Source organism: Pseudomonas sp. IT-P294 (genome assembly GCF_949767865.1).
Taxonomy (GTDB): domain Bacteria; phylum Pseudomonadota; class Gammaproteobacteria; order Pseudomonadales; family Pseudomonadaceae; genus Aquipseudomonas.
Map to the genome: position 1 here is coordinate 145988 of NZ_CATKQW010000055.1, position 13775 is coordinate 159762.

The 13775-nt window shown below is 51.6% G+C and carries 8 protein-coding genes; all 8 read right to left on the bottom strand.

The window, feature by feature from the left end; genetic code table 11:
• Positions 1-251 precede the first annotated feature (251 nt).
• The 8 genes from ACM6I0_RS25115 to rfbB all read right to left on the bottom strand — a co-directional run bounded on the left by ACM6I0_RS25115 (position 252) and on the right by rfbB (position 13712).
• Positions 252-5183: a glycosyltransferase gene (locus tag ACM6I0_RS25115; protein ID WP_414923557.1), complete on the bottom strand. Its 4932-nt coding sequence runs from the start codon at positions 5181-5183 to the stop codon at positions 252-254.
• A gap of 649 nt (positions 5184-5832) precedes the next feature.
• Positions 5833-7770 carry a glycosyltransferase family 2 protein gene (locus tag ACM6I0_RS25120; protein WP_414923558.1) on the bottom strand — a complete coding sequence of 646 codons (1938 nt, stop codon included), beginning with the start codon at positions 7768-7770 and terminating at the stop codon, positions 5833-5835.
• A gap of 135 nt (positions 7771-7905) precedes the next feature.
• Entirely contained in the window at positions 7906-8925 is a 1020-nt protein-coding gene (locus tag ACM6I0_RS25125; protein ID WP_414923559.1) for an MraY family glycosyltransferase, read from the bottom strand.
• Positions 8922-9884, bottom strand: a complete 963-nt coding sequence (locus ACM6I0_RS25130) for a UDP-glucose 4-epimerase family protein (RefSeq protein ID WP_414923560.1) — start codon at positions 9882-9884, stop codon at positions 8922-8924. Before ACM6I0_RS25130 ends, ACM6I0_RS25125 begins: the two co-directional genes overlap by 4 nt.
• Positions 9881-10804 carry a glycosyltransferase gene (locus ACM6I0_RS25135; protein WP_414923561.1) on the bottom strand — a complete coding sequence of 308 codons (924 nt, stop codon included), beginning with the start codon at positions 10802-10804 and terminating at the stop codon, positions 9881-9883. The genes ACM6I0_RS25130 and ACM6I0_RS25135 overlap by 4 nt, the downstream gene beginning before the upstream one ends.
• A 54-nt stretch (positions 10805-10858) precedes the next feature.
• A complete protein-coding gene (rfbA, locus tag ACM6I0_RS25140) occupies positions 10859-11749 on the bottom strand; it encodes a glucose-1-phosphate thymidylyltransferase RfbA (RefSeq protein ID WP_414923562.1) in 891 nt (296 codons plus the stop codon).
• A complete protein-coding gene (gene rfbD, locus ACM6I0_RS25145; RefSeq protein WP_414923563.1) occupies positions 11746-12639 on the bottom strand; it encodes a dTDP-4-dehydrorhamnose reductase in 894 nt (297 codons plus the stop codon). The genes rfbA and rfbD overlap by 4 nt, the downstream gene beginning before the upstream one ends.
• Positions 12636-13712, bottom strand: coding sequence for a dTDP-glucose 4,6-dehydratase (gene rfbB / locus ACM6I0_RS25150; protein ID WP_414923564.1), 1077 nt, complete (start codon positions 13710-13712; stop codon positions 12636-12638). Before rfbB ends, rfbD begins: the two co-directional genes overlap by 4 nt.
• Positions 13713-13775: the final 63 nt, after the last annotated feature.

The following is a 13775-nucleotide window of genomic DNA, read 5'->3' on the forward strand; positions in this document are numbered from 1 at the left end:
TTGAAACTGCCGCCTTGTGCCGCAGCAGACAAGGCGGGCTTGACCTGCCCCCTCCTTGGCAACCATTGCAACGACCTACACTTTATTATTTAACTGAACACTCTGTGACGGGGCTAATGATACGTCAAGAGAAGCGGCTTACCAAATGGCCGGAGACACCCGTCTCGCTCTCAGTGCAGGCCTGGCAATCAGCCGGACCTGCTTGTGAGCTCTCCTCTAAACGCTAGCTGTCCTGCACACAGCAAGTCCGGCTACAGCTCGCCTTCGGCCTTCGCCGACTCCGCCCTGCTCAGCTGAATGTCACGCTCGAACAAACGAAGGTATTGAGAAGCAACGGCGTCAATTCGATATCGACTGGAAACGTCTTTCACCAGACCGACGGCTTCCTTGTATTTCCGTTCATCTGTCGCGAACGCCGCAATTGCGCGGCCCGCGCTCTCGATTGGGACGACCCAGTCTTCCAACTCGATGATCTCCCCAGCAACGCCGCTCTCTATCGTCAGCATGTTTTTGATGTCGCCTACGTCTGTGGCAATGTATGGCTTGCCGGCAAACAGACAATCTACAATGGTCAGAGGGAAACTTTCGGACCTGAAGGTCGATAACATGATGCCCATGTCCGCGGCAGCATAATGGCCTACAGAGTTATCACTAAAACCAGCCAGGTAAACGAAGTCCGGCGCACCTGCTTGACAGTACTCGTCGTACACCAGGCCATTACCGACCAATATAATACGGATGTCCCGACCGGAAAGTGATCGCGCAAGTTCTACCGCCTGGATAGCTTCGCCCCAGCCTTTATCGGGAATTGCCCGACTGACACAACACAATACAAAAGCCTCTTCCGGTATACCCATCTGCACGCGCGAGATTGGAATAATTTCCGGCGGCTGCAACCCGTTAGGAACCTTGACGAAACGGGGAGAAGACTTGTCGTACAGCGAGATGTCCGAGAAAGGAACAAGATTCTTCTCAGCGGTATAGACCCATGTACTGACACCCTTGTCAGCAATGCGCAACTGTTCATCAGTCACTCCATTGCCATGTTCAATCATCCCGTGCAGAGCAGCCACGTGGGCGCCAAGCTCGGAAAAAACATCCGGGACATCGACCGGATACTTCTGAACGTACCACTGGTGGCTATTAAGTGCTTCAATTCCGAAATCATGAATGATCTCTTTCACTGATTCGATATTCGACGTCTCGATCACCGGCACGTCGTTTCTCAGCATCTTGCGAACACCGTCTTCGCGTTTTGGTATCCCGGCGCTAAACAAGGAAACGGAAATACCCTGGCGTTTAAACTCGTTTGCCAGTCGAATCGGAAGAATTTCGGCACCGCCCGGATAGAAGCCAATGGTGGAAACCATCACGTTCGGCAGTCGGTCAGCCCTTGCACGAACAATTGAATCATGATCATACCAACGTAGAAACTCTTCTGCGGAGCCCCCAACATAGTGGTCATACAGTTTCTTGCTGGATTCCTCGCAAGCCTCAAGCACCGACATCGGAACATTGTAGAGGGACTGAACCGTTCTGTTGGCCACCCCGAGCTCGCGATAAAAGACCTCTTTGCGATAAGTGGTGTTTGCAGTACTTGCATAATGTCGACGGAAGAAGTTTGTACCCTCAGTGGAGTAAGCAATTTTTCCGCCGCGCAGGATGTGCAAATAGAAGACCCAGTCACCGGCAACTTTCATTGATAGCCACGACTGATCATCCAGCAGTGGCATATCAACGGGGCGTTTGAAAAGCACGCCACTGGCATTAGGTATTGTATTTTTGATACCCAACGCCGAGCGCACTTCGTTATGCGCCGTGCTTACATAGGAACCGGCCCATTTATTCGCACACTCCAGATCACTTACATAGTTAAGGAACTGGTCAGGCATAACGACTTCGTCGGTGGTTACGAACTCACATTTTGAGTACGCAAGCATGACCGCTTCATCGTCAAAACAACTAACAAGCGCCTCCAGGAAGCGCTCATCACAGTAGTCATCGCTTTCAGCGACCCATACCAGGTCACCTGTGGCCGCCTTGATCCCCTTAGCCCACTGATGAAAAACGCCACCCGAATTCGTCTCATTGAACAACAAACGCGTTACATCAGGGTACTTTTCCGCATAACCAGTTAACACCGAACGGCTATCATCAGTCGAACAGTCATCCATCAGGATAACTTCTATATTCTTGTAAGTCTGACCATAAATACTATCCAGCCGACGAGCAAGGTAGCTTTCATGATTATAATTTGGAACAATTACCGAAACTTTTGGCATAATGGTGCTGGAATCAATATCCAGCAAAGCGCGTGTTGTTTCGTTCAATCGACCAAAACCGGTGATACTGTCTGGCTCAAGGAAAAGCCCTTCCTGCCAATTGTTCCAGGCATTCACAAACAGTAGACGGCGATCCTCGGGGAGAGCCTTTCTCGCGCCTCTGATCGCCGCGTCAAGCCAACGTCCATAGTCACGAATGTGAAAGCGCGAATACACAAGAGGAGAATATTGCTTAAGCGCAGTTTCATCACGCCCCAATGAAATAGCGTGGAAAACCGGAGTCGTACGAAGGTGTGTTTTCTGCGCTCTCACGATCCCTTGTGAAGCAACAAGGTTATACGGAACGGTATCTATTCCATTCTTGTTTTGTGGTGTAAATACGCCAGTTTCGCCGGGCACAGGGTCTGCAGAAAGATCAAGCGCGGCGTCACACAAACCATCCAGGTCCTGCGCCAACTCTTCCGAACCCGCGAAACCAAACTGAGCAATCAGGTACACACCGTCACACAGTTCATTCAATCGCTCACGCAGCTTGCGAATTGAATCAACGATGTCTTCGTCGTACTCATTGAGCTTAACAACTATGACGGGGCGCTCATCAACCTGCACACAGCGCTTATCAGCTAGAACTGCAACAACAGGCGTAATCAAGTTGTTCGCCAGGCCTTCCTGATGCAAATCTATTTGAACGCAGAAATTAAAGTCGATTTCTGTGTGGGCAAGAAAAATGTCCAGAGGCTGTGGCGACGCTTGCACAACCGAATCTGCGCTCAGTTTGAAGCAAAAGCCAAAAAAGCCATGGCTCTTGGCGCTGAGTGCCTGCTGGGTGAGCACACGCCCATCCAACGAATCATACAACCCAAGCATCTTGTCAGGGCGTGGTCGCTGCGAATTGCCTTTAGCAGCGAATCTGGCACTACGCAACGCCTCCCAGTCAGGCGATACATAGAACGCGAGCAACTTGATGTCGCTGTTAACTTCACCAAAACGGATGTCGTTTTCGTGATTAATGAGTGCATCCGGTACCGCTATTCTATGCTCTGCCGCGCCAGTGACAATGTAATGCCAAAGCGGGTTGAGACCAATGTGTTGAATGTCTTTGTACATTGCGAGGTAGGCGCGCGTATCAAAGTCCATGGAAGGATTTTTACCTTCGCGCCAGCCTTGTTCACAGTAGTGCCTGAGCGGATCTACCGAGACCTCCGGTACATCGCTGTACATCGCAAGGTAGTACTTCTCGTCGAACAATCCTGACTTTTTGACGGCTTCGATCTGTGCCTCGAGCACAGCCTTTAGGACCGGTATCGGTGTATATTCACCATACGGATTGAAAACCGCATTACGCCCGACGGGACGACGCTTGACCGCCGTCATTTCGCAAATGCGAACTGGCAATCTGATTGGACGACCTTCGAGCTGTCCGCATTGAATGTAGTGAAGCAGCGGATGAACCTGAGCCTCGGCAACATCAGGGTTGGCCAACAGATAATCCGAAGGACTGAAAGCGGCGCAAGGATTGCGATTTTCTATCCAGCCCTTGAGCATGTAGTGCTTGAGTGGATCAGTACCTTTTGCACGAACATCTGCATTATTGGCCAGGTAATATTCCGGATCAAACAACCCGCTTTCTTGAATCTCACGCAGAGTGTTTTCGTTATAAAGCTCTCGACGCCGCCTTAACGAGTCGACAACTTTACTCCATGTCAGCGTTCTGACGTTATGGACGGACTCTCGCACAAACCCTGAAACCATGCGCACAGACGACATTAAACGCCAGGAATGCGAAGAGAGTAATGCCTGGAGTTCCTGCTGCGTCTTGAGCAGATCAGCCTTCAGACTGACATTCTCTTTTTCGTGATCAACCAAAACAGCTTTGAGATCGACTAACTGCCTGTTGAGCACACCCACAGATTGCTCAAGACTGGCGATATGCCGGTCACGCTTAACCAAAGAACCCATGAGCTCTTTTAACTGCGATTCACGTTCAAAGAGAGTCGGATTCAATGACGCAATTCGCTGATTCAAATCCTCGATCTGTTGGGTCAAGTCCTGGATTTGAAGGGAGCGCGCACCGATCTGATGACGACTTTCCCGAATCAGCCGGGCCGCGTCAAACGCGAGATCCAACTGCTCTACCGAAAACGCTTCTGTACGTTCTGGTACTTGCCTGTCATATTCGAAGACATCAAAATCTTCGGCATACAACTCTTTAATCAAACTCGCACTTCGTTCCGTTATAAAAGCAGGAAGGAAGGGAATGACATTTTCACTTTGCGAAGGCTCTGCAAAAGGATCGGTGGTCTGCTCACCGAAGTGCTCCGATAATGCTTTATGCAGTTCAGAGGAGCTTTCAATTTTGACCAACAAGGAATAATTGATCAAGTCCGGACGCAACAGCGTGGCTTGAGGCGCCCAAAAATCTTTTTCAGGTGAAGATGCGCTATTGCTTGCGAGATACTCCAGAAACGCCTCAAAAGCCGCAGCGACATCCGCTACGCTTTTTACCGGCTGCTGTAATAACTCAAACTTTGGATACGATGCGATCTGCTCCGGATCTTGTAACAGTATTTTCGACTGCCATGCAGAGAAGATGCGCTTATAAGGGTTTCGTACGGCGGCAAATCGAAAATATGTATCAGCAAGCAGAGGTTCCAAAAGGTCGTCTATTTCCAGCCCGCTGACATGGGGCGCAACCTTGTGAAACTCGTGAACAACTTGATCAGAATTGCTTCCCGCAGCCTCGCCGACGCCACGCAAGGCTTGTGAACAACCTTCCAGTGACGCAAACCACCACTTCAGGGAAGTACTCGCAACCTTGGGGGTACTAACGTATAAAACCTTGTACTTCTCGGAACGGAAACTGTTCCACTTGAGATAGTCGAAGACTTTTTGTTTGTCCACTGATGACAAATCACTAATATTTAGCATATGCGTCAAAAAATCCTATGGGCATGCTGACTCTCAGCAACGCACTTCCAATCGAGTAAATTATCTGCACTAATACGAACACCCTGTAAGACGGCTACAACCAAAGCCCTACATAAAAGGGTAACACTTGCAAATGACCACTCCTTGGTTCCAGCGACGACTTTACGTCGACGACGTTAGCCCCCTTGGGCCGAGCGAACCTCAAACGCAGTCACTGACCCGGAGCAAACAAGCGCGAAACCAACCAAAACTGATTTATAACATTTTTTGGTCTTAACATTCAAAATAGCTCCGAAATACCGGGGCTCCTTACCTATGGTCTAGCTGCAGCACCCAACAAAAAAGGCTCAACCCCTACCGCCAAGAGCGAAAAACACCTCAAACCCAGGCAGGCACACGTCGGACTGAATCGTTGACGGGGAACAGGACCGGCACCGCTCGAAACCATCCCGGCCCAGGCCTGCGCCCCTCCCGAGACAGCCAGATTTGCTTACTTTAAAGGGCTGCCGCCGTCCATCTGAAAAGAAGCCTGGATATTGACTAGCTAAAACCAATAAAGAGTCACTCACACGGAATAACTCAATTCACAAAACTCGATACCAAAACCCGCTAAAGCACGAACTCAGGTATAACTCTTACACATTTTCACTGCGTGATTCTTGGCAATATAATATGCGTCATGCAACTGCATATGCCGCTCCACCCGTACAGTCGGGTCACCTGGAGTTCTAAACAAAGACGTGGTTTTTGGCACATAAACAAACTTATTGCCATAACCATACCGCAACCAAAGATTCCAGTCTTCGAGACTGCTCATGTCGGTTTGAAATCCGCCTCGTTGCAAGAAGAGATCCTTTTGAAAAAGCAGAGACTGGATCGCTATATAGTTGTGATCCAGCAGGACCTCATAGTCATATTCTTGCTTTAGAATCGCAGGTACCGCATGGCTAACCTCAAAATATTGCCCTTCCACGCCACTTGCAACAGTACCGACTTCCAGCGCCAATGAGTAAGCCGCTACCGCGTCGGCATTTTTCGCCAACGCACCAACAAGCACCTCAACATGATCCGCAAAGAGCAAATCATCATCATCGAGAAACATGCAGTATTTTCCGGCTGCCTTTTCCAAACCATAATTACCGGTCACCGAACGACCGACCTTATCGAGGGAGTAGTAACTAACACTCATGCCCTCCGGAAATTCGAAATCTGCCACAACCGAGCTCATCGTAGAACCGCCATCCTCAACGACTATCAACTCGATATTCGGGTACGTCTGATTACACACAGACATCATGGACTGTCTAAGAAACTCTCCTCGATTCTTGTAAGTTCGAGTAACCACAGTAACAAGAGGGTAATCGGCCAATGGCTCACCCACCTCCCAGAACGCCCCATCCCTGATCATTTCATAATCAAAGCCCCTGAAAGGGAAATAGCAGTTTTCACTCGGCCCCTTGCCCCGCATAAAATACCGAGCCTTCTTGAATATCACACCGAAGTTTCGGAACACATCACGACGGGCACCAGCATAGGGTTCTGGACGGAGTAAAAGCAGGCATTGCAAGATAAAGCCACCCACTCTATCGCTCAAATTCCCGTAGCGCAGTCTGATATAAGCATTGGCCAGCGTGCTGCCGGTATACTGTATCGGTTTTACATGATGCTCATGCTCATAGGTGTAATGATAAACAACGGCGGATGGGCAATACTTGAGTTGGTATCCATAGGATCTGAAGCGATAGGACAGCTCGACGTCTTCGCCATACATGAAGATCTCGCGCTCGTATCCACCGACTTCAACGTAAGCTGACCTTCTTACGAGCACGCAAGCATGGGACGACCAGTTGGTTTCCAATGTTACCGGATCGTAATATTTAGGGTGCTCATAAGGTGCCTGCCTCAACTCCCAGGATGCCACCTCAGCCTTGGCATCGGCCAAAGCAGCAGCTACCACTCTGGTTATAGAGTCTTTGGCAAAAACGATATCCACGTTACTAACAAGAAAATACTCAGCGCGCCCTTTATTGATTGCCTTTTCATGCCCCGCACCAAACCCGACATTGTCGCCTTCCAGAATGTCGAAACCAGCCACTTCCTCACCAAGCAATGCCTGCCAACGTTGCAATGCTTCGAGGGTGTTGTCTGAAGATCCGTTATCAACAAAGAACATATTCAATTTGCTGAGCGGATAACTTTGCGCCTTTAACGATTCAAAAAAACCATCAATCCACTTGCCACTATTGAACGTCACCACCGACACATCAATAACGGGTTGCGCGTGGACGATCGACGGGTTCTGGAACGGTGAGAAACGACGATTCAATATAGCCTGTATAGCCTTGGTATTATTTCGCGAGTAAATCACCAACATTATGTTTTCGCGCAAACGCTTGAAAAACAGATGTATACGGACACGAACCCACACAAGGAAAGGAAACTTCTGGTAAAAAGGCCGAATAAACGCTTTAGATTTGGCCAAAAAAGAGCGCAGCCCTCGAGAAAAACGCGCTACGACTTGCCAGATTTTTGAAGTAACCATACTGAATAAACCACTCATCAAATCGAACTCCCTAACCAATGCATCTTAGCGACCTGCAAATATCACAACATCAGCGGCAGGTACATCCCTAGATGCTCTACAAGAGAGGCGACCATGCAAACCCGTGTTGATATGTGTTTTGACGCTTTTTAATTACACTACTTGCTCCGGCTCTCCTGCTTTGTAGGTGCGTGCGATAAACAGCAGTGGCGCATAAGCTACGACCATACCAAAAAATCCGGGAATCCAGCCACTTGCTACAGCGATCGATAACGGCATGAGCCATACAAAATTGATAGCGATCGATGCCAGCGTTACTGTTTTATGGCTACGGTGCTTGCGAGAGGCATATTGGTAACCATGACTGCGGTGGGCTTCATACACTTTTTCACCTCGCAAAAGCCTGCGCATCAGGGTCCACGTCGCATCAACAATGAAAACGCCAAGCATGATCAACCAGCTCCAGAGCAACTCGGGCGACCTGGAGGCTGCCTCAATCGACATCCCTGCCAATACAATCCCCAAAAAACCGCTGCCTGCGTCCCCCATGAAAATTTTTGCCGGCGGATAGTTCCAACAGAGAAAACCCGCGACCGCTGCCACCAGAGCCAGAGGACCCCACGCCAGTTCGAGGTTTGCGCTAAACCAATAGACCAGTAACATTCCGAGGCAGACACTGATCGCTTCAGCACTGGCCAAGCCATCAATGCCATCCATGAAGTTGTAAAGATTCAGCATCCAGACCAAATACAGCACAAACAAAATATTTCCAATCCACCCTGGATCAAGGGTGAGGCCAAAGACCGTGACGCCAGGAGAGCCTCCCAGCCAATATAACGCCCATATTGAGGCAGCAAAATGGCCTAATAGGCGCCACCTTGCGGCGATATGCCCGTGATCATCGGCAAACCCGATAAGCGCGACCAACAAGCCGCTCCCCAGCAAACCAACCAGCGTCGCCAGGCTCATCAAATCAAGACCGCGAAGGATCAGAAGCGCCAACAGAAAGGAGACAACAATAGCTACACCTCCACCCCGAGGAGTCGGCACAGAGTGAGAGCTGCGCTCGTTTGGTGTATCCATCAAGCTATTGACCAGGGCATAACGACGTAAAACAAGCGTCAGCCCCCAGGAAACAACGAATACTGCTAGTAGCAGCCACAAAAAAGTCATTTCGTCTGCGCATCCAGATAGTGACCTGCGGTTTGGCGCATGGCTTCATCCATGTTGATGGGGGGTGTCCACCCCAATAATTCACGATTTTTGCTGATGTCGACCTGCAATGACCCGCAGATCCGTTGAGCAACGGATTGCTTTCCCATTGCCGAAGCCGCCGCTACCAGCAACCACTCTGGCAATGGCAAGAGCCAGGCCTTCCTCCCGAGCGCATCGCCCAGGCGACGTAGCATTTCAGTGGTGGACAAGTCCTGGCCATCACTGACCAGAAAAGTTTGGTTCGCTGCGCCAGGATGATCGATACAGGTGATTACAAGGTCCACCAGGTTTCCGATCGCCACAAGGCTACGCTGATTCCGGACCGCTCCCAACGGTAGCGGAATACCTTTGTTGAGCCAGCGCAGCATACTCAGAAAATTGGCTTTAACACCCGCCCCATAGATCAATGGCGGGCGAATAATCACCACTTCCATACCGGTTTCACGAGCAAGTTGTCTCAGGCCTTGTTCAGCCTCGTGCTTGGAGACGCCATAAGGATCCACCGGGGCCGGAGTATCATCAGCCTTGAACGGTTTGCCTGGCAGGGTGCTTTCGCCATTGACCTTGATCGAACTGATGAAGATGAAGCGTTTGACTCCCGATTCAGCGGCGCGCTTTGCCAACCGAAGAGTCCCCTCCACATTGGCCTTGCGAAACTCGGCCAAGGCATCAGAAGCGATTTCGTTCATCACATGAACTCTGGCCGCCGCATGGACGACCGCACTTACATCCTTCAACTCAGGCAAGGCTTCAGGATCATTCAGATCAAAGGGTACAACCGGGCACAAACCCTGTAACCGGGTGGGACTGCGAGCGGCCGCGATCGGAGCGAACTGTTTGCCCACCAACATCCTGAAAACCAGCGCCTCACCCACGAAACCGCCTGCCCCTGTGACCAATACCTTTGGGGCTGTCATTGAGCTTTGTTTCCTATCAACGCGGTGAACCAACAGATAAAAAAGAAGAAAATCTTGTCCCGTACCCGGCGCCTGCATTGCCAGGCACTGAAGGACAGTTTCATCAGTTCCGTACGCCGCAATTGCAGCAAGGCGCCTTCAAAGGGCTTCGTCCCCTGCCCCACCAGATCTGCAATCAGGTCAACCTGACCGAACCACCAACCGTCATGAATGGTTTTGTAACGAGCGATCAACGGACTCAGACCTGTGTTGGCACCGACCTGATTACGCTCGTGCTGCCGGTAATCCATGCCGGGTATCGGGTCGATGTACCAACGATAACCATGACTGCGCGCAAAGGCATAGCAATACCAGTCATGCAGAGTTACACCTTGCAGCTGCTGCCAGTTGGCGAGCATCGAGCCTTTCAAGGCTTCTGCCAGGCTTTTTCCAAAGACATAGGTACAGCCAGGACCGGCTGCCTCAAACAAAGAATCCCAAGCGACCTGAGGCTGCGCCTTGTCCAGCAGCAGGGTTCTGCCGTTTGGCCAGAACGCCGTCACGTTACTGGAGTAGGCATCTACTCCTCGTACCTGCAACGTTTGGGTTGCTCTGTGCAGCTTGTCGGGATACCAGATGTCGTCCTGGTCGGCAAAGGCGACGAAGTCGTAGCCATCGAGGTCAACGTCCCGGATCAACCGAAAGAAGTTGCGCGATGCTCCGCCGAAGCGGTTGGCATCCGGAAGCACTACAACTGCTGGATGCTCAGCCGCATAAGCTTTACACCACGCCTCGGTGCCGTCAGTAGAGGGGTCGATGCTAATGTGCAGGGTAACGTCGACCGATAACTGGCCGAGAATCGAGACCAGTTGCTCCTCTATCCACTGCATTCCGTTGTACGCAGCCAGCAAAACTGCAACCTTGGGATGTTTTACTGGCATGCTCTTCCTGCTTGCACGGATTAAACGCTAGGTTTGAAAGTAAACCCTCTCGACTCAGAGGGAACCCAAATCCAGCAGTTTTTGCAGGTACTGACCATATCCAGTCTTCTTCAGCTTATCGGCCTGAGCGCCCAACTGTTCAGCGGTAATCCAACCGTTGTTGTAGGCGATCTCCTCCAGGCAGGCCACTTTCAAGCCTTGACGCTGCTCGATCGTGTGCACGAAGTGACTGGCCTCGAGCAACGAGTCGTGAGTCCCCGTGTCCAGCCAGGCAAAACCGCGTCCGAGCATTTCTACATTGAGGGTGTTCTGCTCAAGGTAGGCCCGGTTAACGTCGGTGATTTCCAACTCGCCACGCTCGGACGGCTTAATGCTCTTGGCGATCTTGACAACATCGTTGTCGTAGAAGTACAGGCCGGTCACTGCATAGTTGGATTTTGGCTTCAGCGGCTTCTCTTCAATGCTTAGAGCGCGACCGGTTTTGTCGAACTCGACAACACCGAAGCGCTCCGGGTCGGAGACGTGGTAGCCAAATACGGTAGCGCCATGCTGTTGAGAGCTGGCGGAACGCAGGTTGTCCGAGAAATGCTGACCGTAAAAGATGTTGTCGCCCAAGATGAGGCAGCAAGGATCTTCGCCGATGAACTCTTCGCCAATGATGAAGGCTTGTGCCAGACCATCCGGACTAGGTTGTTCGGCATAGGTCAGCTTGATGCCGTAAAGGCTGCCGTCACCCAGCAATTTGCGGAAACATGGCAAGTCTTCAGGCGTAGAGATAATCAGGATTTCGCGCATGCCCGCAAGCATCAGCACCGACAGCGGATAGAAGATCATCGGCTTGTCGTAGATCGGCAGCATCTGTTTGGAAACACCAAGGGTCAACGGATGCAGACGAGTGCCCGAGCCGCCAGCGAGGATGATGCCTTTACGATTTGTCGTGGTCATTTGTTCAGAACTTCCCTAAGCATTCGAGTTACACCACTTTGCCAATCCGGCAAGTGTAGAGAAAAATTGTCACGCAGCTTCTGAGTATTCAAACGCGAATTCAGGGGGCGACGTGCAGGTGTTGGATAAGCGGTCGTTTCGATCGGGTCAATCGCCATGACGGCGAGCTGTTCACCGCTGGCTTTGGCAAATTCGATCACGTGGCTGGCATAGCCGTGCCATGAAACTTCACCGCTGGCAGCCAAGTGGTACAAACCCGATAGCTCGGGACGGTGCAAAATCTGCTGAAGGGTCAACGCTGTTACGTCGGCAATCAGGTCTGCGCCCGTCGGAGCTCCAATCTGGTCGGCGATAACGCTTAAGGTTTCGCGATCCTTGGCCAAACGCAGCATGGTTTTGGCGAAGTTGTTGCCGCGAGCGCCATAGACCCAACTGGTGCGAAAGATCAAATGCTTGCAACCAGAGGCCGTAATCGCTTGTTCGCCAGCCAGCTTGCTGGCGCCGTAGTGATTCACCGGGGCGACTGGATCGGTTTCTTCCCAAGCCTTTGAACCCTGCCCACTGAACACATAGTCAGTCGAGTAATGAATCAACCAGGCGCCCAGGGACGCAGCCTCTTCAGCCATGACCCCACTTGCCTGAGCATTCACACGGTCCGCCAACTCAGTCTCGGACTCAGCTTTATCGACGGCAGTGTAAGCCGCGGCATTGACGATAACGTCGGGCTTGACCTTGCGTATCGTCGCACGCAATGCGTCAAGGTCAGCCAGGTCGCCACACAAGCCATCAACCGCATGACGATCCAGGGCAATCAACTCGCCAAGCGGCGCCAGGGAGCGCTGCAGCTCCCACCCCACCTGTCCGTTTTTTCCGAGCAGGAGGATCTTCATGCCTTGCTCGAACGATCACTATAGTTCTGGTCGATCCATTGCTGATAGCTGCCGCTCTTCACGTGAGCAACCCACTCGGTATTACTGAGGTACCACTCGACAGTCTTGCGGATGCCGGTTTCGAAAGTCTCTTCTGGCGTCCAACCTAGCTCGCGCTGGATTTTGCTGGCGTCGATAGCGTAACGCTGGTCGTGACCGGGACGATCCTGAACGTAAGTAATCAGGCTGGCATGTGGCCGATAGGCGGAATCCGGACGCAATTCGTCGAGCAGCGCACACAAGGTGTTCACGACTTCGATGTTTTGCTTTTCGTTATGGCCACCAATGTTGTACGTCTCGCCGATAACGCCTTCGGTCACGACTTTGTACAGTGCACGAGCGTGATCTTCGACGTACAACCAGTCACGGACCTGATTACCCTTGCCGTAGACCGGCAGCGGCTTGCCTTCCAGCGCATTGAGAATGATCAGCGGGATCAGCTTCTCAGGGAAGTGGCATGGGCCATAGTTGTTCGAACAGTTGGTGACCAGGGTCGGCAAGCCATAAGTTCGGCTCCAGGCGCGAACCAGGTGATCGGAACTGGCCTTGCTCGCGGAGTAAGGCGAACTTGGCTGATACGGCGTTGTTTCGGTGAAGAGGTCTTCCGGACCTTCAAGGTCTCCGTAAACTTCGTCAGTCGAAATGTGGTGAAAGCGGAAGCTGGCTTTACGCACATCATCCAGCGCCGCCCAGTAGTGGCGCGCAGCTTCAAGCAGGGTGTAAGTGCCAATGATGTTGGTCTGGATGAACTCGGACGGGCCGGAGATCGAGCGATCAACGTGGGACTCTGCGGCCAGGTGCATGATGGCATCCGGTTGGTGTTCACGCAGGACACGGTCAATTTGATCGCGGTCGCAGATATCGACGCGTTCGAATGCATAGCGCGGGTCTTCGCTGACCTCGGCCAAGGACTCAAGATTGCCGGCATAAGTCAGCTTATCGACGTTGACGACAGCGTCAGTGGTGTTGGAGATGATATGACGGATGACCGCCGAGCCAATAAACCCGGCGCCGCCGGTAACTAGAATTTTCACGCGAAACCATACCCTTGAGTTGCTGACAGGGCCGCCAACCGAGCACTGTCGAATCCATGAATG

Coding starts and splice junctions, on each gene's coding strand:
- rfbA (WP_414923562.1), bottom strand. CDS start 11,749: ATGACCACGACAAATCGTAAAGGCATCATCCTCGCTGGCGGCTCGGGC.
- rfbD (WP_414923563.1), bottom strand. CDS start 12,639: ATGAAGATCCTCCTGCTCGGAAAAAACGGACAGGTGGGGTGGGAGCTG.
- ACM6I0_RS25135 (WP_414923561.1), bottom strand. CDS start 10,804: ATGCCAGTAAAACATCCCAAGGTTGCAGTTTTGCTGGCTGCGTACAAC.
- ACM6I0_RS25125 (WP_414923559.1), bottom strand. CDS start 8,925: ATGACTTTTTTGTGGCTGCTACTAGCAGTATTCGTTGTTTCCTGGGGG.
- ACM6I0_RS25130 (WP_414923560.1), bottom strand. CDS start 9,884: ATGACAGCCCCAAAGGTATTGGTCACAGGGGCAGGCGGTTTCGTGGGT.
- ACM6I0_RS25120 (WP_414923558.1), bottom strand. CDS start 7,770: ATGAGTGGTTTATTCAGTATGGTTACTTCAAAAATCTGGCAAGTCGTA.